Source organism: Streptomyces sp. Ag82_O1-12 (assembly GCF_900182715.1).
Lineage (GTDB): Bacteria > Actinomycetota > Actinomycetes > Streptomycetales > Streptomycetaceae > Streptomyces > Streptomyces massasporeus.
Genome location: NZ_FXUW01000001.1, coordinates 4,165,619 through 4,189,148, shown reverse-complemented (window position 1 = coordinate 4,189,148; position 23,530 = coordinate 4,165,619). Strand labels below are relative to the sequence as shown.

At 71.3% G+C, this 23,530-nt stretch carries 25 protein-coding genes and 1 tRNA gene; 9 read left to right on the top strand and 17 right to left on the bottom strand.

Annotated elements, in window-relative coordinates:
- The first annotated feature begins 9 nt into the window (after nucleotides 1-9).
- From QOL88_RS19230 to QOL88_RS19215, 4 genes are all read left to right on the top strand, one after another.
- Nucleotides 10-1,479 carry a bifunctional glycosyltransferase family 2/GtrA family protein gene (locus QOL88_RS19230; RefSeq protein WP_097217686.1) on the top strand — a complete coding sequence of 490 codons (1,470 nt, stop codon included), beginning with the start codon at nucleotides 10-12 and terminating at the stop codon, nucleotides 1,477-1,479.
- Nucleotides 1,476-3,737 (top strand): ArnT family glycosyltransferase, encoded by a 2,262-nt coding sequence (locus QOL88_RS19225; protein WP_097217684.1) that lies wholly within the window; start codon nucleotides 1,476-1,478, stop codon nucleotides 3,735-3,737. The genes QOL88_RS19230 and QOL88_RS19225 overlap by 4 nt, the downstream gene beginning before the upstream one ends.
- 106 nt (nucleotides 3,738-3,843) lie before the next feature.
- Nucleotides 3,844-5,340 carry an MFS transporter gene (locus QOL88_RS19220; protein WP_097223080.1) on the top strand — a complete coding sequence of 499 codons (1,497 nt, stop codon included), beginning with the start codon at nucleotides 3,844-3,846 and terminating at the stop codon, nucleotides 5,338-5,340.
- Between the two features lie 148 nt (nucleotides 5,341-5,488).
- On the top strand, nucleotides 5,489-6,331 hold the full coding sequence (locus QOL88_RS19215) for a TetR/AcrR family transcriptional regulator (protein ID WP_097217682.1): 843 nt from the start codon (nucleotides 5,489-5,491) through the stop codon (nucleotides 6,329-6,331).
- 1 nt (nucleotide 6,332) lies between these two features.
- Here the strand turns inward: QOL88_RS19215 and QOL88_RS19210 are convergent, their stop codons facing one another.
- Together QOL88_RS19210 and QOL88_RS19205 are read right to left on the bottom strand one after the other, a co-directional pair.
- Complete coding sequence (locus QOL88_RS19210) at nucleotides 6,333-6,803, bottom strand: PPOX class F420-dependent oxidoreductase (protein WP_062927800.1); 471 nt, start codon at nucleotides 6,801-6,803, stop codon at nucleotides 6,333-6,335.
- Between the two features lie 10 nt (nucleotides 6,804-6,813).
- The gene (locus tag QOL88_RS19205) at nucleotides 6,814-7,107 is read right to left on the bottom strand and encodes an STAS domain-containing protein (RefSeq protein ID WP_349362281.1); all 294 of its coding nucleotides are present in this window, start codon (nucleotides 7,105-7,107) and stop codon (nucleotides 6,814-6,816) included.
- A 277-nt stretch (nucleotides 7,108-7,384) separates the two neighbouring features.
- Here QOL88_RS19205 and QOL88_RS19200 point away from each other — a divergent pair, with 277 nt between their 5' ends.
- Nucleotides 7,385-8,107 carry a GAF and ANTAR domain-containing protein gene (locus QOL88_RS19200; protein WP_097217678.1) on the top strand — a complete coding sequence of 241 codons (723 nt, stop codon included), beginning with the start codon at nucleotides 7,385-7,387 and terminating at the stop codon, nucleotides 8,105-8,107.
- Between the two features lie 57 nt (nucleotides 8,108-8,164).
- The gene (locus QOL88_RS19195) at nucleotides 8,165-8,866 is read left to right on the top strand and encodes a GAF and ANTAR domain-containing protein (RefSeq protein WP_097217676.1); all 702 of its coding nucleotides are present in this window, start codon (nucleotides 8,165-8,167) and stop codon (nucleotides 8,864-8,866) included.
- On the opposite strand, the gene QOL88_RS19190 is transcribed toward QOL88_RS19195, so the two are convergent.
- The 3 genes from QOL88_RS19190 to QOL88_RS19180 form a co-directional block, all read right to left on the bottom strand.
- The gene (locus tag QOL88_RS19190) at nucleotides 8,849-9,670 is read right to left on the bottom strand and encodes a YceI family protein (RefSeq protein ID WP_097217675.1); all 822 of its coding nucleotides are present in this window, start codon (nucleotides 9,668-9,670) and stop codon (nucleotides 8,849-8,851) included. The genes QOL88_RS19195 and QOL88_RS19190 overlap by 18 nt on opposite strands.
- A gap of 89 nt (nucleotides 9,671-9,759) precedes the next feature.
- Complete coding sequence (locus QOL88_RS19185) at nucleotides 9,760-12,219, bottom strand: MFS transporter (RefSeq protein WP_502961625.1); 2,460 nt, start codon at nucleotides 12,217-12,219, stop codon at nucleotides 9,760-9,762.
- A 97-nt stretch (nucleotides 12,220-12,316) separates the two neighbouring features.
- Entirely contained in the window at nucleotides 12,317-12,805 is a 489-nt protein-coding gene (locus QOL88_RS19180) for a MarR family winged helix-turn-helix transcriptional regulator (RefSeq protein ID WP_097217671.1), read from the bottom strand.
- Nucleotides 12,806-13,021: 216 nt separating this feature from the next.
- Between QOL88_RS19180 and QOL88_RS19175 the strand changes: the two genes are divergently transcribed.
- Nucleotides 13,022-13,219: a hypothetical protein gene (locus QOL88_RS19175; protein WP_097217669.1), complete on the top strand. Its 198-nt coding sequence runs from the start codon at nucleotides 13,022-13,024 to the stop codon at nucleotides 13,217-13,219.
- Between the two features lie 541 nt (nucleotides 13,220-13,760).
- Here QOL88_RS19175 and QOL88_RS19170 read toward each other — a convergent pair.
- The 8 genes from QOL88_RS19170 to QOL88_RS19135 all read right to left on the bottom strand — a co-directional run bounded on the left by QOL88_RS19170 (nucleotide 13,761) and on the right by QOL88_RS19135 (nucleotide 18,685).
- The gene (locus tag QOL88_RS19170; RefSeq protein WP_097217667.1) at nucleotides 13,761-14,663 is read right to left on the bottom strand and encodes an RNA polymerase sigma factor SigF; all 903 of its coding nucleotides are present in this window, start codon (nucleotides 14,661-14,663) and stop codon (nucleotides 13,761-13,763) included.
- Nucleotides 14,664-14,931: 268 nt separating this feature from the next.
- Nucleotides 14,932-15,816: an RNA polymerase sigma factor SigF gene (locus QOL88_RS19165; protein WP_097223079.1), complete on the bottom strand. Its 885-nt coding sequence runs from the start codon at nucleotides 15,814-15,816 to the stop codon at nucleotides 14,932-14,934.
- A gap of 201 nt (nucleotides 15,817-16,017) precedes the next feature.
- A complete protein-coding gene (locus tag QOL88_RS19160; RefSeq protein ID WP_031105389.1) occupies nucleotides 16,018-16,311 on the bottom strand; it encodes a Dabb family protein in 294 nt (97 codons plus the stop codon).
- The gene (locus QOL88_RS19155) at nucleotides 16,311-16,487 is read right to left on the bottom strand and encodes a hypothetical protein (RefSeq protein ID WP_031105388.1); all 177 of its coding nucleotides are present in this window, start codon (nucleotides 16,485-16,487) and stop codon (nucleotides 16,311-16,313) included. The genes QOL88_RS19160 and QOL88_RS19155 overlap by 1 nt, the downstream gene beginning before the upstream one ends.
- A 116-nt stretch (nucleotides 16,488-16,603) precedes the next feature.
- A tRNA-Ser gene (locus QOL88_RS19150) sits at nucleotides 16,604-16,688 on the bottom strand.
- 45 nt (nucleotides 16,689-16,733) lie between these two features.
- Nucleotides 16,734-17,165: a tRNA adenosine(34) deaminase TadA gene (gene tadA / locus QOL88_RS19145; protein ID WP_097217665.1), complete on the bottom strand. Its 432-nt coding sequence runs from the start codon at nucleotides 17,163-17,165 to the stop codon at nucleotides 16,734-16,736.
- Between the two features lie 464 nt (nucleotides 17,166-17,629).
- Nucleotides 17,630-18,175 carry a tRNA adenosine deaminase-associated protein gene (locus tag QOL88_RS19140; protein WP_097217663.1) on the bottom strand — a complete coding sequence of 182 codons (546 nt, stop codon included), beginning with the start codon at nucleotides 18,173-18,175 and terminating at the stop codon, nucleotides 17,630-17,632.
- 276 nt (nucleotides 18,176-18,451) lie between these two features.
- On the bottom strand, nucleotides 18,452-18,685 hold the full coding sequence (locus QOL88_RS19135) for a hypothetical protein (RefSeq protein ID WP_097223078.1): 234 nt from the start codon (nucleotides 18,683-18,685) through the stop codon (nucleotides 18,452-18,454).
- A 132-nt stretch (nucleotides 18,686-18,817) separates the two neighbouring features.
- On the opposite strand from QOL88_RS19135, the gene upp reads away from it, so the two are divergent.
- Nucleotides 18,818-19,453, top strand: coding sequence for a uracil phosphoribosyltransferase (gene upp / locus QOL88_RS19130; protein ID WP_097217661.1), 636 nt, complete (start codon nucleotides 18,818-18,820; stop codon nucleotides 19,451-19,453).
- Between the two features lie 24 nt (nucleotides 19,454-19,477).
- Here the strand turns inward: upp and QOL88_RS19125 are convergent, their stop codons facing one another.
- Together QOL88_RS19125 and QOL88_RS19120 are read right to left on the bottom strand one after the other, a co-directional pair.
- Complete coding sequence (locus QOL88_RS19125) at nucleotides 19,478-20,095, bottom strand: LytR C-terminal domain-containing protein (protein WP_097217660.1); 618 nt, start codon at nucleotides 20,093-20,095, stop codon at nucleotides 19,478-19,480.
- Between the two features lie 121 nt (nucleotides 20,096-20,216).
- The gene (locus QOL88_RS19120; protein WP_003999914.1) at nucleotides 20,217-20,513 is read right to left on the bottom strand and encodes a type II toxin-antitoxin system VapB family antitoxin; all 297 of its coding nucleotides are present in this window, start codon (nucleotides 20,511-20,513) and stop codon (nucleotides 20,217-20,219) included.
- A 106-nt stretch (nucleotides 20,514-20,619) separates the two neighbouring features.
- On the opposite strand from QOL88_RS19120, the gene QOL88_RS19115 reads away from it, so the two are divergent.
- Entirely contained in the window at nucleotides 20,620-22,245 is a 1,626-nt protein-coding gene (locus QOL88_RS19115) for a helicase HerA-like domain-containing protein (protein WP_179878903.1), read from the top strand.
- Between the two features lie 405 nt (nucleotides 22,246-22,650).
- Here QOL88_RS19115 and QOL88_RS19110 read toward each other — a convergent pair whose 3' ends face one another.
- Nucleotides 22,651-22,995: a hypothetical protein gene (locus QOL88_RS19110; protein ID WP_257027820.1), complete on the bottom strand. Its 345-nt coding sequence runs from the start codon at nucleotides 22,993-22,995 to the stop codon at nucleotides 22,651-22,653.
- Between the two features lie 6 nt (nucleotides 22,996-23,001).
- Nucleotides 23,002-23,373 carry a hypothetical protein gene (locus QOL88_RS19105; RefSeq protein WP_143668871.1) on the bottom strand — a complete coding sequence of 124 codons (372 nt, stop codon included), beginning with the start codon at nucleotides 23,371-23,373 and terminating at the stop codon, nucleotides 23,002-23,004.
- Nucleotides 23,374-23,530: the final 157 nt, after the last annotated feature.

Here is a 23,530-nt window from a genome sequence, read left to right as displayed (position 1 = left end):
GTCGGTTCCATGCGAACCGACTCTTCTCCCGGCACCCTGCCGGCGCGGGAGCACCTCCCGGCCGCACCAGCCGGTACGCCTGTCCTGGACGTAGTGATCCCCGTCTACAACGAGGAGAAGGACCTCCAGCCGTGCGTCCGCAGACTGCACGAGCACCTCGACCGGACGTTCCCGTACGCGTTCCGCATCACGATCGCGGACAACGCCTCCACGGACACCACCCCGCAGGTGGCCGGGCGGCTGGCGGCGGAGATCCCCGAGGTCACGACCTTCCGCCTGGAGCAGAAGGGGCGCGGCCGGGCCCTGCGGGCCGTCTGGTCGGCCTCGGACGCCCCGGTCCTCGCCTACATGGACGTGGACCTCTCCACCGACCTCAACGCCCTGCTCCCCCTGGTGGCGCCGCTGATCTCCGGCCACTCGGACCTCGCGATCGGCTCCCGGCTGGCCCGCAGTTCGCGGGTGGTGCGCGGCCCCAAGCGCGAGTTCATCAGCCGGGCCTACAACCTCATCCTGCGCGGCTCGCTCCAGGCGCGGTTCTCCGACGCCCAGTGCGGCTTCAAGGCGATCCGCCGGGACGTGGCGCAGGTGCTGCTGCCGCTCGTCGAGGACACCGGCTGGTTCTTCGACACCGAGATGCTGGTGCTCGCCGAGCGCGCCGGGCTGCGGATCCACGAGGTGCCGGTCGACTGGGTCGACGACCCCGACTCGACCGTGCACATCGTCAGGACCGCGACCGACGACCTCAAGGGCGTGTGGCGGGTCGGCAAAGCCCTGGCCACCGGCTCGCTGCCGCTGGACCGGATCGCGCGGCCGTTCGGCGACGACCCGCGCGACCGTGACATCAAGGACGTGCCCAAGGGACTCGCCCGCCAGCTGGTCGGATTCTGCGTGGTCGGCGCCCTGTCCACCCTGTTCTACCTGCTGCTCTACAGCGGCTTCCGGGTCTTCTGCGGTTCCCAGATCGCCAACGCCCTCGCCCTGCTGGTCTCGGCGGTCGCCAACACCGCGGCCAACCGGCGGCTCACCTTCGGGGTGCGCGGGCGCGGCGGGGCCGTACGGCACCAGGCGCAGGGCCTGGTCGTCTTCGGTATCGGGCTCGCCCTGACCAGCGGCTCGCTCGCGGCACTGAACGCGGCGACCTCCGAGCCGGCGCACTCCACCGAACTGGCCGTCCTCGTCGCGGCCAACCTCGCGGCGACCGTGCTGCGCTTCCTGCTCTTCCGGGCGTGGGTGTTCCCGGACCGGCGCGAGGACGACTCACCGGCGCCCGCCCCGCACAACACCACGCCGCACAACACCACGCCGCACAACACCGCCCCGTACAACACCGCCCCGTACAACACCACGCCGTACGACGCGGCCCCGTACGGCACCTCCCCCTTCCGCGCCGGTGAAGCCGCGGACGGCACCTGGCCGGACGCCACCCTGCAACTGCAGCCGGTGCGCCCGCACGACACCGACTTGAGGGACTTGCGATGACCGTCCACTTCGACCAGCCGACCACGGACAGAGACGCGGGTCCGAGCAGCTGGGCCCGCCCCGCGACACCCGAACCGGCCCAGGCCTCCGGCGCCACCGAGCGGCCCTTCCCGCAACGGCTCTGGCACGGCCGGCCGGAGGACCCCCGCTGGGCCCGCCCGGCCTTCCTCGCACTGCTGCTGGCGACGGCCGTCCTCTACCTCTACAACCTGAGCGCCTCCGGCTACGCCAACTCCTTCTACTCGGCGGCCGTACAGGCCGGCAGCCAGTCCTGGAAGGCGTTCTTCTTCGGCTCGCTCGACGCGGCCAACGCCATCACCGTCGACAAGCCCCCGGCCTCCCTGTGGCCCATGGCCCTCTCCGTGCGGCTCTTCGGCCTCAGCTCCTGGGCGATCCTCGCGCCCGAGGTCCTCATGGGCGTCGGCACGGTGGCCGTCGTGTACGCGGCCGTGCGTCGCCAGTTCAGCCCCGCGGCCGGTCTGATCGCGGGTGCGGTGCTCGCGCTCACCCCCGTCGCGGCGCTGATGTTCCGCTTCAACAACCCGGACGCGATGCTGGCGCTGCTGATGGCGGCGGCCTGCTACTTCGTCATCCGCGCCCTGGAGGACGGCCGCACGAAGTGGCTGCTGTGGGCCGGTGCCGCGATCGGCTTCGCCTTCCTCGCCAAGACGCTCCAGGCCTTCCTGATCCTGCCGCCGCTCGCCCTCGTGTACGGCGTCTGCGCCCCGGTGACGGTGCGCAAGCGGATCGGTCAGCTCGCCGCGGGTCTCGCCGCGATCGTCGTCTCCGGCGGCTGGTGGGTCGCGATCGTCGAGCTGTGGCCCGCGTCCTCCCGCCCCTACATCGGCGGCTCGCAGAACAACAGCTTCCTGAACCTGACCTTCGGCTACAACGGCCTGGGCCGCCTCAACGGCGACGAGACCGGCAGCGTCGGAGGCGGTGGCGGGGGCGGCAACGGCGGTGGGGCCTGGGGCGAGACCGGCTGGGACCGGCTGTTCAGCTCCTCCATCGGCGGCCAGATCTCCTGGCTGATCCCGGCCGCGCTGATCCTGCTCGTCGCGGGCCTGGTGGCCACGCTCCCCCACTCTCGACTTCGCTCGAGCGGGGGGACCCCCACGTCCCGCCGGACCTCCGCGGCCCGGGGCGCGTTCCTGGTGTGGGGCGGCGCGCTGCTCACCACCATGCTGGTCTTCAGCTACATGCAGGGCATCTTCCACGAGTACTACACGGTCGCCCTCGCCCCCTACATCGCACCACTGGTCGGCATGGGAGCGGCGCTGCTCTGGGAGAAGCGGGACAAGGCGTGGGCGTCGCTGACCCTGGCGGCCGCCATGACCGCGACCGCGGCCTGGGGGTACGTCCTGCTCAACCGCTCCTCCGACTACCTGCCCTGGCTCAAGTGGCTGGTCCTGGTCGGCGGTCTGACGGCGGCCCTCGGCCTGATCTTCGCCGGCCGGCTGGGACGCCGGCTGGCCCTGGGAGCGGCCGGGCTTGGCCTCGTGGCCGCGCTGGCCGGTCCGGCGGCGTACACCCTCACCACCGTGAACGAGGGGCACAGCGGCTCGATCGTCACGGCGGGCCCGGCGGTCGCGGGCGGCCGAGGCGGCCCGGGCGGCGGTGGCGCTCCCGGCGGAGGCGGCTTCCCGGGCGGCGGCCAGAACCAGCAGGGCCAGAACCAGCGGGGCCAGAACCAGCAGAACGGCAACGGCAACGCCCAGGGTCAGCAGGGCAACGGCTTCCCCGGCGGAGGCGGCTTCCCGGGCGGAGGCGGCTTCCCCGGCGGCGGCCAGAACCAGAACCAGCAGGGCCAGGGCCAGAACCAGCAGAACGGCGACGGCGGTCGGATGGGCGGCATGGGCGGCGGCGGTGGCGTCGGCGGCCTGCTCAACGGCGCCAGCGTCAGCTCCGAGGCCAAGAAGCTGCTGGACACCGACGCCGACCAGTACACCTGGGCCGCCGCGGCCATCGGCGCCCAGAACGCGGCGAGTTACCAGCTGTCCACCGGCGACCCGGTGATGGCCATAGGCGGCTTCAACGGAACCGACCCGTCCCCGACCCTGGCCCAGTTCAAGAAGTACGTGGCGGACGGAAAGATCCACTACTTCATCGCCTCGGGCAGCATGGGCGGCATGGGCGGCATGGGCGGCAACAGCGACGGCACCTCCTCCCAAATCACCTCCTGGGTCGAGGCCACCTTCAAGAAGGTCACGGTCGGTTCGACCACGTTCTACGACCTTACGCAGAAGGCGAGCAGCTGACCCGAGCCCGACCGGACGAAGGGCGGTGGCGGAAAGCCACCGCCCTTCGCCGTCCCCGCGGAAACTCTGTTGTACGCCGTATAGGGACTGTTCTACGGTGTACAGCATGACGACGTCCTCCCAGGAAACGGCACTGCCGCACACCGCACCGGGCGGCCACCCCCAGCGCTGGCTGATCCTCGGTGTCATCTGCCTCGCGCAGCTCACCGTGCTGCTCGACAACACGATCCTCAACGTGGCCATCCCCTCGCTCACCCGCGAGATGGACGCCTCCACCGCCGACGTCCAGTGGATGATGAACGCGTACGCGCTGGTGCAGTCCGGCCTGCTGCTCACCGCGGGGAACGCCGCCGACCGCTACGGCCGCAAGCTGTTGCTGATGTCCGGCCTCGCGATCTTCGGCCTGGGCTCGCTCGCGGCCGGACTGTCCCAGAGCCCGGGCCAGTTGATCGCGGCCCGGGCGGGCATGGGCGTCGGCGGGGCGCTGCTGATGACCACCATCCTCGCCGTGGTCGTGCAGATCTTCGACGACCAGGAGCGCGTGAAGGCCATCGCGCTCTGGTCGACGGTCAGTTCGCTCGGTTTCGCGGCCGGACCCCTGATCGGCGGCGTGATGCTGAACCACTTCTGGTGGGGCGCGATCTTCCTGATCAACATCCCGGTCGCCCTGCTCGGCCTGGTCGCGGTCGCGGCCCTGGTGCCGGAGTCCAAGCACAAGGCCGGGGACCGGCCCGACCTGGTCGGCGCGGTGCTGTCGACCATCGGCATGACGGCCGTGGTGTACGCGATCATCACCGGGCCCGAGCACGGCTGGACCTCCGCGCAGGTGCTGGTCTCGGCGTTGATCGGCGTGGTCGTGCTCGGCCTGTTCGTGCTGTGGGAGCTGCGGACCGAACACCCGATGCTCGACATGCACTTCTTCCGCAACCAGAAGTTCGTGGGCGCGGTCGCGGGCGCGATCCTCGTGGCGTTCGGCATGACGGGGTCGCTGTTCCTGCTCACGCAGCACCTCCAGTTCGTGCTCGGTTACGAGCCGCTGGACGCCGGGCTGCGGACGGCGCCGCTGGCACTTACCGTCGTCGCGCTCAACTTCACGGGGGTCGGGGCGAAGCTGGTGCTGAAGGCCGGGACGCCGGCGGCGATCGCGCTCGGCATGACCCTGGTGTCCGCCGGGCTCGCGGCGATCGCGCTGCTCGGGGGCCACGGGTACGGGGGCATGCTGCTCGGGCTGATCGTGATGGGCGCGGGTGTGGCGCTGTCCATGCCGGCGATGGCCAACGCGATCATGGGCGCGATACCGCCGGAGAAGGCGGGCGTCGGAGCGGGGATCAACGGCACGCTCGCGGAGTTCGGCAACGGGCTGGGGGTCGCCGTCCTCGGAGCCGTGCTCAACTCCCGGTTCGCGTCGCTGGTCGCCGTGTCCGCGGCGTCGTTGCCGGCGGCGCTGGCGGCGGCGGACTCGGCCGAGGAGAAGGCCAGGATCTCCGACGCGTTCGCCTCCGGGCTGGAGACCAGTCAGCTGGTGGGGGCGGTCGCCGTGCTGGCCGGTGGACTGGTCGCGGCCGGGTTGCTGCGTCGGGCCGAGCGGGCAGAATCCGCCTAGGAGTCCGGGAGGGGTCGTGGCGCGTGGGTGCGGGTCCGCTGTGGTTGATCGCGCCCACGCGGCAAAGCCGCACATCGACACAGCCACGCGCCCCTGAAACTCGGCGCGTCTAGCATGAGCGGCGTTGCAAGATCGAGGAAGGTGCGCCATGGCGAAAGCCGCCCGGCAGGATCAGCCGCGGTCCAGCGTCTGGCTGGACGGCAAGGCGCACCGGCGCCGCGGTGGCGGGCAGCCGTCGGGGCTGGACCGGGACCGGATCATCGAGGTCACCGTGCGGCTGCTGGACGCCGAGGGGCTGGCCAAGTTCTCCATGCGCAGGCTCGCCGGCGAGCTGAACGTCACGGCGATGTCCGTCTACTGGTACGTCGACACCAAGGACGACCTGCTCGAACTCGCCCTCGACAAGGCCATGGGCGAGGTGCGGCTGCCCGATCCGGACGCCGGTGAGGACTGGCGGGACCAGGTGCGGGCACTCGCCCGGGAGTACCGGACGCTGCTGGTGCGCCACCCCTGGGTGTCCGCCCTGGTCGGGGTCTTCCTCAACATCGGCCCCCACAGCCTGGCGTTCTCACGGGTCGTGCAGCGCGTCGTCCGCAGGACCGGGCTGCCCGTGAAACGCATGACGAGCACGATCTCGGCCGTCTTTCAGTTCGTCTACGGCTACGGCACCATGGAGGGCCATCTCGCCTCCCGGGCCACCGCCGGCGGCATGAGCGTGGACGAGTACTTCCAGCAGGCCATGGACACCGTGACCGCCGCCCCGCAGGCCGCCGAGGTCCTCCAGGAGTCCCGGGAGATCATGGCGGCGCGCGGCGGCGACACGGTCGCCGAGATGCTGGAGCGCGACTTCGAGTTCGCGCTGGAGCTGCTGATCGCGGGCATCGAGGCGATGGTCGCCCGCGAGGGCGGAGCCTCCGGGGCGGAAGGAGTCCCCGGGGCGGAGGAAGCCTCCGGGGCGGAGGAAGCCCCCGGAACCCCCGGGGAGAGCTGACCTACTCCCCTTCCACCAGTCGCGCCGGGAATCCCCCGGTCGCCACCGGCCCCCACCGCTCCGGCGTGATCCGGATGATCGACTTGCCCTGCTTGAGCATGGCCGCGCGGTACTCGTCCCAGTCGGGGTGCTCCCCGGCGATGTTCCGGTAGTACTCCACGAGGGGTTCGACGGAGTCGGGTGAGTCGACGACCTCGGCCGTGCCGTCGATCTGCACCCAGGGGCCGTTCCAGTCGTCGCTGAGCACGAGCAGGCTCACGCGCGGGTCCCGCTTGGCGTTGCGGGTCTTGGCGCGCTCGGGGTAGGTGGAGACCACGATCCGGCCGGAGTCGTCGACACCGCAGGTCAGCGGGGAGCCCTGGGGTCCGCCGTCGGTCCGGCGGGTCAGCAGGATCGCGTGGTGCCGGGGGCGTACGAAGTCGAGCAACTCGTCCAGGGAGACACGGGTGTTCGTCGCGATGTTCGGTGCCATGTGCCGCAGCCTACGACGCCAGGGCCTCGGCGAGGTTGTCGTACACGGGGACGTCACGGCGCAGACCCGTCACCTCCAGGACGCGGCTCGTGATCCCCTCCGGCCGGGCCACCAGACGCACCGCGGCCCCGGGGCGCAGCCGGCGCCGAACGTCGTTGATGAGGCGGATGCCCTGGGAGTCCATGAAGGAGGTCGTGGACAGGTCGAGGACGAGGACCTCCAGCCGGTCCCCACGGGCGCGGACCGCGGACATGAGGAGTGGCAACAGCTCCGCCGCGTTGCAGAAGTCGATCTCGGCGGGCATCGTGAGGTGGACGCGGCCGGGGAGGTCGCGCGGTTCTGTGGGATTCGTGAAGAAGGTCACGGCACTCACCTGGCAGACGTTCGTCCGGATTCCGCTGAGGCCGCTTCCTGACCCGTGGTGCCATTCCACCACGCGGGGGGTGGGTGGCGGAAGCGCCCCGTGGCGGCGTCGGCCGGACGTCACCTGGAGGCAACCGAGCAGTTAGAGTGCTGTCCGTCCTGTGCTCGCAGTCGGGAATGTGCTGCGGAGCTCTCCTGCGCACGGCCGTTGGCCGTGCATGCCGAAGAGGTTCGTGGTGGCTGCGTCCGAGTTTCCTGATTTGCCCCGTTTTCCGGTCGGCTCCGAGCTGGCCGAAGCGTTGACGGTGGCGTCGCAGCAACTGCACGAGACCCTCACACCTCACAGCACGCTGCGCACCGCGGTCCGGCTGGCCGCGCATCTCATGCCGGGTGCCGAGCACGTCGGCATCTCCGTGATCGAGCGCGGCAACAAGATCCGCACGCTCGCCTGGACCGACGAGGTCGTGCGCTCCGCCGAGTCCCGGTACACCGGCCGCGAACAGCACGGGCTGTGGGACCAGTTGTGGAACAGCCCGGTCGCGCGGATAACGGACAGCGAGGCGGACGACGGCTGGGACGTGCTGGCGGCCCTGGGCCTGCGCTCGGCGCTGTCGCTGCGGCTGCGCGCCGACCGGCGCCGGCTGACCGTCCTCACCGCCTACGCGCGCAAACCGGGCGCTTTCGACGAGGAGGCCACGCGGGTCGGCCGGCTGTTCAGCGCGCACGTCAGCATCGCCCTGGACTCCGCGACCGTGCGCGAGCAGCTCACCGAGGCCATGCACACCAGGGACCTGATCGGCCAGGCCACCGGCATCCTCATGGAGCGCCAGGGCATCGACGCGACCGCGGCCTTCGAGAGCCTGGTGCGGGCCTCCCAGCGGGAGAACGTGAAGCTGCGCGATCTCGCCCGCCGGATCGTGGGTTCGCCCAACACTCCCTGAAGTGAGCTGAATTACGTCGGTGGCGTGTCCGGCCGGTGACGGGATACCCGTACGGTCATGAGTTCCGAGACGTCCGACACGCTGGACCAGGCGATGGTGCGCAGCAGTGGTCTCGACACCCTGCTGCGGGATCTGACCGACCGCGCGGTGCAGGAAGTGCCCGGCGCCGAGGCGTGCAGCATCACCGTGCGCCGCGCCGGCCGGCTGCTCACCCTGGCCGGCAGCGACGGCATGCCCAGCGGCCTGGACCTGCGCCAGTACGAGAACGGCTCGGGGCCCTGCGTCGACGCGGCCGAGACCGGCGAGGAGCAGTACGCCCCGGATCTGGCCGAGGAGTCGCGCTGGCCCTCGTACACGGAGTACGCGCTGTCCGCGGGCGTCCGCTGCGCGCTGGCGGTGCCGATCGCCGTCGAGGGCGAGAGCGGCGCCGCGATCAACTTCTACGGGGCGCGGGCCGGAGCGCTGGGCACGGGCCGGGACGCGGCCCGTGCCTTCGCCGCCCGGTCCGGGGACGCGATCGACGTGGCGCTGCGGATCGAGCGCCGGCGCCAGTCCGCGGCCGATGTGCGCACCGCGCTGCTCTCCCGCAGCGTCATCGACCAGGCGATCGGCATCCTGATGGCACGGGAGCGGATCGACGCGCGGATCGCGCTGGAGCGGCTGCGCCGGGCCTCGCAGGACCGGAACGTCAAGCTCCGGGACCTGTGCGGGCAGTTGGTGGCGAGAGTGTCCGCCGCGGACTCACGCCGCGGGAAGTGACTCGCCCTGCACGGCCTGGATGTCCAGCTCCACCTTGAGCGTCGTGCCGATGGCGGCGATGCCGGCCTGCAGGACCTGGTTGTAGTTCATCGCGAAGTCCTCGCGGTGCAGTTCGGTCGTGGCACGGAACGCCGCCCGGGTGCCGCCCCACGGGTCCGGGCCCGTGCCGAGGTAGGCAAGGTCCAGGTCCACGGGCCGGACGACGCCGTGCATGCCCAGCTCGCCATGGACGGTCCACCGGTCGGACCCGGTCGCCGTCAGCCCCGTCGACCGGAAGGTGATCTCCGGGAACCGCTCGACGTCCAGGAAGTCCGGCGACTTCAGGTGCCCGTCGCGCATGCCGTTGCCGGTGTCGACGGAAGCGGCCCGGATCACCGCCTCCACACGCGACTTGGTGACGTCGTCCGGGGCGATCTCGATCGAGCCGGAGAACTCCGTGAACCGGCCGTGCACGCTGGAGATGCCCAGGTGCTGGGCCACGGCGGCCACGCTGGAGTGCACCGGGTCGACGGTCCACGGCCCGGGCGGCGGCAGCTCGGTACCGCCCTGCCGCGCCAGCGTCACCGAGCCGACCTCGGCCCGCCCGCTCGCGGTCACGATCACGCTGGAGGCCGCGGGCGCGTAACCCACCGCCGTGACGATGACGGTGTACGCCCCCGGCGCCATCGGCGTCGCGTCCCGGACGGCGCCCTCCGCGTCGGCCTCGGCCCGCAGCACCTGCGCACCGGTCATGTCCGCCACCGTGACGACCGCGTGCGACACGGCCCATCCGTCCCGGGTACGGATCCTCGCGGTCAGTCCCATCTCAACTACTCCTCGATAAGAAACCGGCCCGCGACAGGGGGCGCACCTCCGCTCAGAGCGCGCCCACCTGTCACGGGCCGGGGTCGTTGCTACTCGCCGGGGTGGGCGAGTTCGATGTCGTGGGCGTCGGTACCGGCACCCGTGACCGTCAGCGCGGTGGCCACCGGCGGGTAACCCGTGGCGATGACCGTGTACTCGCCGCCGTCCAGGTCGGTGAAGGCGTACGCCCCGTCCGTCCCGGTCGTGGCCGAGCCGACGACGTTGCCCGCCTGGTCGACCAGCGTCACCCGGGCGTCGGCCAGCGGGCCGTGCTGGGCGCGGACGACACCCTGTACGCGGGCACCGGACTCCAGGTCGATCTCGACCCGGGTGACCCCGGTGCCGCCCACCTCGACGGGCAGGGCGCGCGGCCGGTACCCGGCGGCGTTCACCGCGACGGTCACCGCCCCCGGCACCAGCTCGGCGAAGGAGAACTCACCCTGCTCACCCGTGGTCCCGTTGGCCAGCAGGTCCCCGCGCACATCCGTGACGATGACCATGGCGTCCTTGACCGGCTGTCCGCTCTCGGCGGCCCGCACCAGGCCGGTCAGCCCGCTGGTGCCGCTGAGCAGGATGTCGTAGGCGACCGGCTCGCCGTTCACCACGACCGTGGACGCCTGCGGCTGGAAGCCGTCGGCGGAGGCGATCAGCACGTACGAACCGGCGCCCGGGGCGTCCACCGCGTACGAGCCGTCGGCCTGCGCCACGGACCGGCCCAGCTGGCGCCCGGCCAGCGAGATCAGCGTGACGGCGGCCTGCGGTACGGGCGCGGACTCGTTCCCGCGGACGAAACCGCGGACCGGAACACCACCGGAGGCGTCCTCGGCACGCACCGCCGTGGCGACGGCGGCGAGCCGCTGCGTCCCCTCGGGCCCGGTCCCGTCGGCGGTCTCGGCATCGGTCTCGGCCACGGCCCAGCTCGGCACGGCCTTCTCCGCCTCGGCGGCCTCGACGGCGACTTCGGCCGGAACCACGGCCGGCGTCTCCGCGTCGGCGGCCTGCGCCAGCCCGCCCTTCGTCTTCAACGGGACCTCCTTGATGAACAGCGCCACCAGCAGCGCGAGCAGCGCCATCGGGGCCGAGTAGAGGAACACGTCCGCGACACCGTGGCCGTAGGCGCTCTCCACGACGGTGCGGATCGGGGCGGGCATCGCGCTCAGGTCGGGGATGTTGCCCTCGCCCGTGCCGGCGTGACCGAGGGCCGCGCCCTTCGGGCCGAGGTCGGTCAGGCCGTCCTTGACGTAGTCGGTGATCCGGTTGCCCAGGACCGCGCCCAGGGCGGAGACGCCCACCGCGCCGCCGAGGGACCGGAAGAAGGTCACCGTGGAGCTGGCGGCACCCAGGTCGCCCGGCTCCACCTGGTTCTGCGTGCACAGCACCAGGTTCTGCATCATCATGCCGATGCCGAGGCCCAGCAGCGCCATGAAGATCGCTATGTGCCAGTACTCGGTGTCGTACCGGATCGTGCCCAGCAGGCCGAGGCCCGCGGTCACCAGCACACCGCCGCCGATCAGCCACGCCTTCCAGCGCCCGGTCCGGGTGATGACCTGGCCGGAGACGGTGGAGGAGACGAACAGACCCGCGATCATCGGGATCGTCATGACACCGGACATCGTCGGCGACTTGCCACGGGCCAGCTGGAAGTACTGGCTGAAGAAGACGGTCCCGGCGAACATCGCGACACCGACGAACAGGGAGGCCACGGAGGCCAGCGTGATGGTGCGGTTGCGGAACAGCCGCAGCGGGATGATCGGCTCGCTCGCCTTCGCCTCGACGAGGACGAACAATGCGAGCAGCGCCAGCGAACCGCCGACCATCGCGTACGTCTGCCAGGACACCCAGTCGTACTTGTCACCGGCGAAGGTGACCCAGACCAGCAGCAGGCAGACGGCCGCCGTGATGAAGAAGGCGCCGGCCCAGTCGACCTTGACCTTCCGCTTGATCACGGGCAGGTGCAGGGTCTTCTGCAGCACGATCAGGGCGATCACGGCGAAGGGCACGCCGACGTAGAAGCACCAGCGCCAGCCGAGCCAGTCGGTGTCGGTGATGACACCGCCGACCAGCGGACCGCCGACCATGGCGGTGGCGAAGGTGGCGCCGAGGTAGCCGTTGTACCGGCCGCGCTCACGCGGCGAGATCATCGCCGCCATGATGATCTGGGCCAGCGCGGACAGACCGCCCATGCCGATGCCCTGGACCGCGCGGAAGGTGATGAGCATGCCCGGGTTCTGGGACATGCCGGCCGCCGCCGAACCGAGTACGAAGATGACCAGCGCGAACTGGATCAGCAGCTTCTTGGAGAACAGGTCGGCGAGCTTGCCCCACAGCGGGGTGGAGGCGGTCATGGTCAGCAGGGACGCGGTGACGACCCAGGTGTAGGCGCTCTGGCCGCCGCCGAGGTCGCTGATGATCCGGGGCAGGGCGTTGGAGACGATCGTCGACGACAGGATCGCGACGAACATGCCGAGCAGAAGGCCGGTGAGGGCCTCCATGATCTGCCGGTGCGTCATCGGAGTGCCGTCGCCGGGGGTGCCGTGGGAGCCTCCCCCGTGCTTGGCATGAGCCCGCACACCGGCTGGTGTGGTCGTTGCCATGGGCTTCCTTTTCTTACGTGCTTGCGGGTGTACGGGTGGTCTGGTCGAAAGCGGCCGGCGCGGCCCGGGCCCCGGGCCGGCAGTCGAAGCTCTCCCTCAGCCGCGCCATGAGGCTGGTGAGCTGGCCGACCTCGTCGTCGGTCCAGTCGCTCAGGCGCTCGGCGAGGACCTCGGTGGTCCGCCGGGACAGCTCGTCGAGCTGTGTGTGGCCCGCGGGCGTGAGGCGCAGGATGCGTGAGCGTTTGTCCGCTGGGTCGGGGGAGCGTTCGATCCAGCCCCGGTCCACGACGTGCGCGACGTGGCGGCTGGTGACCGACATGTCCACCGCCAGCAGCTCGGCGAGCTTGCTCATGCGCATGTCGCCGTGACGGCCCAGCAGGGTCAGCACGGCCGCCGACCCGCCGGGGCACTCGGCCGGCATGATCCGTCCGAGCTCCCGCTTCACGGCGCCGAAGGCGCTGAACTGGCGGACCAGCTCTTCGTACTGCGCCTTTTCGGCCATGACACCTCCCGCTTTCGTTGCTTAGGGCAACCATAGGAGCTGTTGGTTGCTGCAGGCAAATAAAAGAGGGGGGTGCGGGTATAAAAAGTTGGCAAAGGCAAGTATTGCGGGAGTAAACGCGCTGGTGATGAGCTCGGCGGTACGGGTCACTCGGGCCCAAACGGAACCCCAACCCCCACTTGGGGAGCCCCGCCGTTTTCGCTAGGGTCTCGGGCCATGGCTAACAACCAGGCCCCGCAGGGCAATCACGACCCCGCCGGCAGCACCCAGATGTTCCGCGCGTTCGTCGACGAGGCCCCGCAGGGCCGTCAGGCAGTGGCCTCCTCCAGCGGCGGCCCGCGCATCGGCCTCATCCTCGGCGTCGTCGCCGCCGTGGCGATCGTCGCGGCGGTGGCCTGGCTGGCACTGGCGTAACGCGCACGGCTGCTGCCGCTGTTCGACACGGGGCGTAGCGGCTGAGGTCGGGTGGGTCCGCAGCCCGGCGTAGCGGGGTGCCGCTGCGCCGGTGCTGGGGCCGGGTGGGTCCGCGACTCGACGTCGGTGGGGTGCGGCTGCGTCGGTGCTGAGGCCGGGTGGGTCCGCAGCCCGGCGTAGCGGGGTGCCGCTGCGCCCACCCGTGCCGCCCCTAGCGGCACGCATGCCCGCAGCGGGGGCGGCTGCGCATGCCCGCAGCTAGGCGCGCCACGACGCTCCCGCACCCGCGTACGGCGAGAAGGGGCCGTGTCGGGGGGTGTCCGCCCGCAGCGGTTGGCGCGTCAACGCCAGTCAGTCGGTATGAAGGCCCATCGCGCCGTTCCGAGGACGGACACCCCCCGGCGCGGCCCCGACCCACCGCCACCGCGAAGGCGAAACGCACGCGCACCCCCACCGCCGGAGACGCAGGCAAACGGCGCGGCCCCAACGACCGCGCCCTAGCCCTCCGTCAGGATCCCGTCAGGACTCCCTCACGACTCCGTCAGTCCGAGATCAGGCCTTCCCGGAGCTGCCCCAGCGTCCGGGTCAACAGCCGCGAGACGTGCATCTGCGAGATGCCGACCTCCTCGCCGATCTGCGACTGCGTCATGTTCGCGAAGAAGCGGAGCATGATGATCCGCCGCTCCCGAGGCGGCAGCTTCGCCAGCAGCGGCTTCAGGGACTCCCGGTACTCCACGCCCTCCAGCGCGGTGTCCTCGTACCCCAGCCGATCCGCCAGCGACCCCTCGCCACCGTCGTCCTCCGGCGCCGGCGAGTCCAGCGAGGACGCGGTGTACGCGTTCCCCACCGCCAGCCCGTCGACGACATCCTCCTCGGACACCCCGAGCACAGCGGCCAGTTCGGTCACCGTCGGCGACCGGTCCAGCTTCTGCGAGAGCTCGTCGCTCGCCTTGGTCAGCGCGAGCCGCAGCTCCTGCAGCCGGCGCGGCACCCGCACCGACCACGACGTGTCCCGGAAGAACCGCTTGATCTCCCCGACCACCGTCGGCATCGCGAACGTCGGGAACTCCACGCCCCGTTCGCAGTCGAACCGGTCGATCGCCTTGATCAGCCCGATCGTGCCGACCTGGACGATGTCTTCCATCGGCTCGTTCCGGGACCGGAACCGCGCGGCGGCGTACCGCACCAGCGGGAGATTGAGCTCGATGAGCGTGTCACGGACGTACGCACGCTCGGGGCTGTCCTCGTCGAGCGCGGCCAGCCGCAGGAACAGGGAGCGGGACAGGGTGCGGGTGTCGATGGCGCCCGCAGCCGGAAGGACCGGAACGGGCTCGGCCGGGAGGGCCGGTACGTCATCGATGGAGCCGAGTGAGTCGAGAGCATGGGGAGCTGTCTCGCTCTCCGCGAGCGTGAGCACCTTCGAGCTGCCCTGTTCTGCGGACATGCCACCCCCTTTGGGTCGCGGGACGGTCGCGGCGAACGTCCCCGTCTGAGGAACGCAGCCTTCACCTGAATACCGGAGCCGAAGCTCCGGCAAACGCGCTTCCCGCAGAATGTCACATGTCGGCAACACGCTGTAGTGACATGTCGACATCTGAGACGCGAATCCGCCCTGCAAACAAGGGGTCTGACGGCTTGTCGGCTCTCAACTGTCAGGAACGGCCCTGATGAGCGATTCCCTCCCCGAGGTGACCTCTCGCTAACGTTTGCGGTTACGCGTCGATACGGTTCGCAGACCGCAATCTCTGGAAACTACGCGCGAGTAGCCGCGAGACGTGCATCTGCGAAACACCGAGCTCCGCACTGATCTGAGACTGCGTGAGGTTGCTGTAGTACCGCAGCAGCAGGATCCGCTGCTCCCGCTCGGGCAGCTGGACGAGCAGGTGCCGTACGAGGTCCCGGTGCTCCACGCCGTCCAGCGCGGGATCCTCGTAGCCGAGCCGGTCCAGCAGCCCCGGCAGCCCGTCGCCCTCCTGGGCGGCCTCCAGGGAGGTCGCGTGGTACGACCGCCCGGCCTCGATGCAGGACAGCACCTCGTCCTCCGTGATGCGCAGCCGCTCGGCGATCTCCGAGGTCGTCGGGGTCCGCCCGAAGGCGGTCGTCAGATCCTCCGTCGCGCTGTTGACCTGCACCCACAGCTCGTGCAGCCGGCGCGGCACATGGACGGTGCGGACGTTGTCGCGGAAGTACCGCTTGATCTCGCCGACGACCGTCGGCATCGCGAACGTCGGGAACTGCACGCCCCGGTCCGGGTCGAAGCGGTCGATGGCGTTGATGAGCCCGATGGTGCCGACCTGGACGACGTCCTCCATCGGCTCGTTGCGGGAGCGGAACCGGGCGGCGGCGTAGCGCACGAGCGGGAGGTTGGCCTCGATGAGCGCCCCGCGTACGCGGTCGTGCTCCGGCGTGCCGGGCTGGAGCTCCTTGAGCTCCGCGAAGAGGAGCTGCGTGAGCGCCCGGGTGTCGGCGCCACGGCTGCTCCGCTGGGGGACGGCCGGAGCGGCCGGAGCGGCTTCCGCGGGCGCGGCCTGAGCAGGGGCTACTTGCGGAGCCGGTGCTGGAGGGGACGGTGCCTGAGGTGCGGTACTGGCCAGCACGGTCAACTCCACCTCGTCATCGTCAACTCATCCGTCAACTCTTCCATCAAAAGCGGTCATAGCATCACAAGACATGTGCACTGTGTGCAAGCACCCCATAACTACGTGTTGAGGGATGAACACCCCACAAATCAACCCACGCAACACAAGAGCCCCCTGTCGCAGCGACAGGGGGCCCGGAGTGGCGGGGGTTCGGAACGGTCAGAACTCGTAGTCCGCGATCACCCACGTGGCGAACTCCCGCCACAGCGCGACCCCCGCCTGGTGGTCCGGGTGCTCCACGTACCGCCGCAGCGCGTCCGCGTCGTCGCAGGCCGAGTTGATGGCGAAGTCGTACGCGATGGGGCGGTCGCTGACGTTCCAGCCGAGCTCCCAGAAGCGGAGCTCCGGGATCTTGTCGCCGAGCGCGCGGAAGGCCTCGACGCCCTTCACGACCCGGGGGTCGTCGCGCTCGACGCCCTCGTTGAGCTTGAAGAGCACCAGGTGGCGGATCATCACTTTCCTCCGTTGGCGACCCACGTGGCGAAGTCGCCGAGGGCCTTGGCCGCGTCCGAAATGCCCTGGAAGCCTATCTGGACGTAGTCGGCCGCCTTGGCCGGGTCCGTGATGATCACGTACAGCGCGAAGACCACGAGGGCGTAGACGGCGACCTTCTTCGCGTTCACCGCCATCGCGGCCTCCCCTGTCACTGGTGTCCCATGCAGCGCACATGATCGCACGAAGGACCGATCACACGAAGGGGCTGATCGCACGAAGGGCCCCGTCTGACGACGGGGCCCTTCTCAAGCGGTAGCGGAGGGATTTGAACCCTCGGTGACTTGCGCCACACTCGCTTTCGAGGCGAGCTCCTTCGGCCGCTCGGACACGCTACCGAGGGAGACCTTACAGCAAGGTGCCGCGTGCTTTGAAATCGGTATTCAGCGACCGCGGAAGAAGGCGGTGAGCAGTCCCGCGCACTCCTCGGCCAGCACGCCCTCGATCACCTCGGGGCGGTGGTTGAGCCGCCGGTCGCGGACGAGGTCCCAGAGCGATCCGGCCGCGCCGGCCTTCTCGTCGCGGGCGCCGTAGACGAGCCGGTCGACGCGGGACTGCTGGATCGCGCCGGCGCACATCGTGCAGGGCTCCAGCGTCACTACGAGGGTGCAGCCGGCGAGCCGCCACGCGCCGAGGGCGGCCGCGGCCCGCCGCAGGGCGAGGAGCTCGGCGTGGGCCGTCGGATCGCCGCCGGCCTCGCGTTCGTTGTGCCCGGCCGCGAGCACGGTCGTGCCGTCCGGCGCCAGGACGACGGCGCCGACGGGCACGTCCCCGCCCCGGACGGCCTCGGCGGCCTCGTCCAGGGCGATCCGCATCGCGGACCGCCAGGGATCCCGGACGGGATCCGGCGGACTCGCGGGGCCGGGGTCCGGCGGACCTGCGGGAACGGGGTCCTCCGGACCCGCGGGTACGGGATCCGGCGAACCCTCGGGGGTCCGGTCCGGCCGTCCGGCAGGAACGGGATCCCCCGGACTCCGAGGGCCCTGATCCTGCGAACCCGCAGGAACGGGATCCGGCGGGTTCGCGGGCACCTGACTCGTCGAATCCTCGGGATCCTGGTCCGGCCGCCCCGCAGGAGCGGGATCCTCCGGACTCCTGGGCACCTGATCCGGCGAACCCGCAGGAACGGGATCCTCCGGAGTCGCGGGGACCTGGCCGGGCGGAGTCGAGGGGGCCTGATCCTGCGAACCCGCGTGGACCTGGCCGGGCGGAGTCGAGGGGGCCTGATCCTGCGAACCCGCGTGGATCGGATCCTGCGGACCCTCGGCGGCGCGACCGGTCAGCGGACGGTCTCCAGGGTCTCCGAGGCGCCCAGGGACTCGGCGATCTCGGTGACCGCGTCCGTCGACATCAGGCGCAGTTCCTTCTCGCTCACGCCGAGGTCGTCCAGGATCAGGGCGTCGCCGACCGGGCCGTGCGGCACGTCGGCGGCCCCGACGAGCCCGCCGCCGTCCTCGGCATCGTCGTCGTCCTCGTCCTCGTCGGATTCACCGTCCTCGGTGCCGTCGAGGTCGAGGGCGTCGAGGTCGTCCCCGTCGTTCGGATCGCGGCCGAGCAACTCGTCGGTGAGGAGGATCTCGCCGTAGCTGCTGCGGGCAGCGGCGGCGGCGTCCGAGACGTAGATGCGAGGGTCCTCCTCGCCGTCCACGCGGACCACGCCGAACCAGGCGTCCTCCTGCTCGATGAGCACGAGCACCGTGTCCTCGTCGGGGGAGGCTTCACGGGCCAGGTCGGCCAGATCCGACAGGGTTTCCACATCGTCGAGCTCTGTGTCGCTCGCTTCCCACCCGTCTTCGGTGCGCGCGAGCAGTGCGGCGAAGTACACCGTGACTCTCCCACTGGTCATAGGCGTGCCGGTTGGGGGTCCCCCCGGCGGAGGTTACGGGCGGGGAGTGCTCGTCCGAGCCCCACCCACTCGGAATCGTGGCAGAAACAAGGCGTTCAGGGGACGTCTTCGGCTCCCTGTGTTGGGCAGTTCTGTTCGCACGCCCGTTGCCGCCACCTGCGGATCGTACGCGGCTTTACCCCGCTCCACGCACGGTCAACCGCGACAACCTCCGCGCGGTTCGTGATCTTTGCCGGAGGTTTCCTCACGCGTTTCCTACCAGCGGAAGGTGCGCATGCGCATGGCGTGGCGCAGCCGGGCCGTCTTGGCACGGCGCGGCTGGACGCGGTCGCGCAACTCCCGGGCCTCGGCCAGATCGCGCAGGAACCGGGCGCGACGCCGACGGCGCTCGGCGTCGGACTCGTCGGTCCCGTCCGTCTGGTCGGGCTCCCGGCCCGCCCCCGGCCGTATGCGCGGCGACGGATCGTCTCGGAAATTCCGGTCGGGCATCTGGTTCACCATCCCCAGTCCGTCTTTCCCACTTTCCCCCGGACGGGCGGTTTGACGCCAGCGTTCGGGTGACGGCCGGACGGCGGCCTTGCCGTGCGGCCCGGGGCACCCCGCCCGGCTAATGTTGTGGACATGCGTCTCCACGTCGTCGACCACCCTCTGGTCGCCCACAAACTCACCACGCTGCGCGACCAGCGCACCGACTCCGCGACCTTCCGCCGTCTCGCCGACGAGCTGGTCACCCTGCTCGCCTACGAGGCCACGCGTGACGTGCGCACCGAACAGGTCGACATCCAGACGCCCGTCGAGCGGACCACGGGCGTCAAGCTGTCCCACCCGCGTCCGCTGGTGGTGCCGATCCTGCGGGCCGGGCTCGGCATGCTGGACGGCATGGTCCGGCTGCTGCCGACCGCCGAGGTGGGCTTCCTCGGCATGATCCGCAACGAGGAGACGCTGGAGGCCTCGACGTACGCGACGCGGATGCCGGAAGACCTGTCGGGGCGTCAGGTGTACGTGCTCGACCCGATGCTCGCCACCGGCGGCACGCTGGTCGCGGCGATCCGGGAGCTGATCCGGCGCGGCGCCGACGACGTGACCGCCGTGGTGCTGCTGGCCGCCCCCGAGGGCGTCGAGATCATGGAGCGCGAGCTGGCCGGCACGCCGGTGACGGTCGTGACCGCCTCGGTCGACGAGCGGCTGAACGAGCACGGCTACATCGTGCCGGGCCTCGGCGACGCGGGGGACCGGATGTACGGGGCGGCCGAGTAATTCCGCCGGGCCTGGCGGCAGGCCCTAGCAGCCCTTCTTCGTCGTGGGCGCCGGTTCGGGCCTGGCCAGCTTGGTCAGTGCCCGGTCGGCGTCCTGCTGTTTGGCCAGTTCCTTGAAGCCGTCCCCGATGACGAGGTCGACGGCAGCGCCCTTGCGGGCCGCCTCGGTGCGCCGGTCGGCGCCCGGGAGCTGGGTGCCGAGCACGGGCAGCGCGGTGTCGAGGGCGGTGGCGGGGCCGAGGAGTAGACCGGTGCCCTTGACCTTCTTGTCGTACTGCTCGGTCGCGTTGCCCACGTCGCCGATCTTGAAGCCGCGCTTCTTCAGCTCGTCGGCGGTCTTCTTCGCGAGGCCGCCGTGGGTGGTGGCGTTGAATACGTTGACGGTGATCGTGCGCGGCTGGGGCAGGGGCTTGGCGCTGGGCGAGGGGCTCGCCTTGGTCTTGACGCCGCAGTCCGTGCCGTCACCGGCCGCCGAAGCCTTTTTGCCGCCGCCGGTGAAGACGTCGATGAGCTGCAGCGTGCCCCACCCGCCCACGCCGAGGACGACGACGGACGCGACGGTCAGGCCGACGAGCCTGCCGCGCCGCCGGGGCCGGCGCATCCGGGGGTACTTGTTGCCCGTGATGCGGTACTTGCCGCCCATGCCGGGGGGAGTCAGCATGCTCATGAGCGCAGCGTAGTGCGCCTGGGCGACGATGCCTACTAGATGATCATTCGACATCGCCCAGCGGAACCCGAAAGGGCCAACCCGCGACGGGCGGGGATCAGTCGAGCTCGAGCACGCGCGCGTGCAGCACCTGACGCTGCTGGAGTGCCGCCCGCACCGCGCGGTGCAGCCCGTCCTCCAGGTACAGGTCGCCCTGCCACTTCACGACGTGCGCGAAGAGGTCGCCGTAGAACGTGGAGTCCTCGGCGAGCAGGGTTTCCAGATCGAGCTGGCCCTTGGTCGTCACGAGCTGATCGAGGCGGACCGGGCGCGGCGCGACGTCCGCCCACTGCCGGGTGCTTTCCCGGCCGTGGTCGGGGTACGGCCGGCCGTTTCCGATGCGCTTGAAGATCACACGGAAAGCCTACCGGTCAAGACCTTCCGGGCGCAGCCATGGCGAGCGAGTGCGACGCTGAAAAAATCAATACAAGGCGGTACGAACCCGGAACAGGTGCGTGAATATGCCGGATCGCGAGACCATGCCGTCGACGCCCGCTCCGGAAGTGTCCGAGCGTGCCGCCGCCCTCCCCCAGGACGCGTTGCGGATCGCGTCCGGCTACGCCTTCACCGGCCCGGCCCTGCACCTGGGCGCCCTGCTGTGGGACGGGCAGTGCCTGCCGGACGCGCAGATCCGGGTGCCGCTGGCGATGCTCAACCGCCACGGCCTGGTCGCGGGCGCCACCGGCACCGGCAAGACCAAGACGCTCCAGCTGATCGCCGAGCAGTTGTCCGCCCAGGGCGTGCCCGTCTTCCTCGCCGACATCAAGGGCGACCTCTCCGGGATCGCCGCGCCGGGCCGCCCGGACGCCCGGGTCGAGGGCCGGGCCGCGGACGTCCACCAGAGCTGGACGGCGACCGGCTTCCCGGCCGAGTACTACGCCCTCGGCGGCATCGGGCGCGGCATCCCCGTCCGGGCGACGGTCACCGGGTTCGGTCCGGTGCTGCTGGCCAAGGTGCTGCGGCTGAACCGGACCCAGGAGCAGTCCCTCGCGCTGATCTTCCACTACGCCGACAGCAAGGGCCTCGATCTGATCGACCTGAAGGATCTCAGGGCGGTCGTGACGTTCCTGACCTCGGACGAGGGCCGGCCGGAGCTGAAGACGATCGGTGGTCTGTCGGCCGCCACGGCCGGGGTGATCCTGCGGTCCCTGACGGCCTTCGAGGCGCAGGGCGCGACCGACTTCTTCGGCGAGCCGGAGTTCGACACGGCCGAGTTGCTGCGAACGGGTGAGGACGGACGCGGCACCGTCTCCGTGCTGGAGCTGAGCGCCGTACAGGACAGGCCGCAGCTGTTCTCGACCTTCCTGATGTGGCTGCTCGCCGACCTCTTCCACGATCTGCCCGAGCTCGGCGACGTCGACAAGCCGCGGCTGGTGTTCTTCCTCGACGAGGCGCACCTGCTCTTCGACGACGCCTCCGAGGCGTTCCTGGAGTCGATCACGCAGACCGTGCGCCTGATTCGCTCGAAAGGGGTCGGCGTCTTCTTCGTGACGCAGACTCCGAAGGATGTGCCCGCCGACGTCCTCGCCCAGCTCGGCAACCGGGTGCAGCACGCGCTGCGGGCCTTCACCCCCGACGACCAGAAGGCCCTGAACGCCACGGTGAAGACCTTCCCGAAGTCGCCCTACGACCTCGAAGAGGTGCTGACCAACCTGGGGACGGGCGAGGCGGTCGTGACGGTGCTGAGCGAGAAGGGCGCGCCGACGCCGGTCGCGGCGACGCGGCTGCGGGCGCCCGAGTCGCTGATGGGCCCGCTCGGGCCGGATGCCCTGGAGCGGGCTGTCGCGGAGTCCCCGCTGTACGAGCGCTACGCCCAGGCCGTGGACCGGGAGTCGGCATACGAGCGGCTGGAGCGCGGGCACGGCGCGAAGGGGCCCGACGAGATGCGCGACGCGGCTCCCCGGGAGCCCCGGGAACCCCGGGAACGCCGAGAGTCCCGGGAAGAGGAACGGCCGTCCGCTGTGGAGCAGGTGGCCGGGAGCGGGGTGTTCCAGTCCCTGGCCCGGTCGGTGGGGACGCAGATCGGGCGCGAGATCACGAGGTCGCTGTTCGGCACGGCCCGGCGATCGGGACGGCGGAGGCGGTAGGCGGGCGGGGCCTTCGGTCGCCCTCAGGCCTCTGATTCCCCGGGGCGCCGGGGCGCCGGGCCCCCGGGTCGCCGGGGCCTCAGGCCGTCCGCGTACTCAGGCGGCGGGGCCCTCAAGCCGTCCTCGCCCTCAAGCCCTCGCGTTCCTCAGGCCGGCGGAGGCGTCGGTGTGCCTCCGCCGGGCGGGTGGGTCAGCCGCGGTCCCCTCTCCCTCCCTTCGGGGGCTGCTGCGGCTTCCGCCTGTCGAGATCTGAGTGGGGCTTGGGAGTGCTGCGGGCGGCCTCCGCGCGCAGGAGGGCGCGCAGGACGGCGTACGGGTCTTGAAGCATGGCTGGGTTCCTCGTCGTTCCTCGTCGTGCTGGTTCCGTGCGGGACGGACGGGCGGACCGGGGCGTGGCCGGTCCTGTCAGCAGCGCAGGACCTCGGAACGCAGGGGGCGAGGGTCGAGCCGCGGGCTCGGCGGTACGGGAACCGGGTGCTGTGCGGTGGACGCCGACCCGGGGCCCGTGAGCGGGTCGGGGCTCAGCGGGACGGCGGCGGTGCGGCGGGCGGCGGTCCGGGCCGGTGGGCGCAGGGCGGTGTCGAGGAGGTCGCACTCGACTGTGGTGCTCTCACCGGAGACACCCGCCGTCCACCCCGGGTGGGCTTCCGCGTGCGCGCCCGGCACGAGCAGGGCGAGCAGCAGGACGAGCACCCGCAGCCAGGCGTGTCGACGCGGGCTGCGGGGGGCCGGCTGCGGTGCGGGGGTCACGGGAGGTCACTCCCCGCCGCGGCCACGCCGTTCATCCCGTCGGCTACGAGATCCGCCCGCCCGGCCCATGCCGGTGTCCGGGTCGTGGTGGTTCTCCGCGGAGGGCTCCGGGCCGTGCGGGTCCGAGGGCCAGGGGTCCTGCGAGCCGGGCCGTGCGCTCCGTTCGCGGGGGTCGGCGGTCCAGGGCGCCTGCGGGTCGTACGGCCAGTGGTCCGGGGGCACGGGCGGCGTGTGGCTGGGCCGTTCGTGCTGGTCACGGGAGTGGGGGCCGTTCGGTCCCGGACCCTGTCGGACAGGGGGTTCCAGGCCCAGGGGCGCGCGGTCGCGGTCGGTGTCGTGCTCCCGGCCCCGGGGGGAGCCGCTCGGTGGCTCGGCCATGGTTCATGCTCGGCCCGGTCCGAGGGGCTCGCCACCCGGACGGGTCAGGCGGACGACGGGCGCCGGGCCGTCGTCGCGGCCTGGCGGTCGCGGCCCGGTGCGAGGGGCTCGCCACCCGGACGGACCAGGCGGACGACGGGCGCCAGGCCACGGGCAC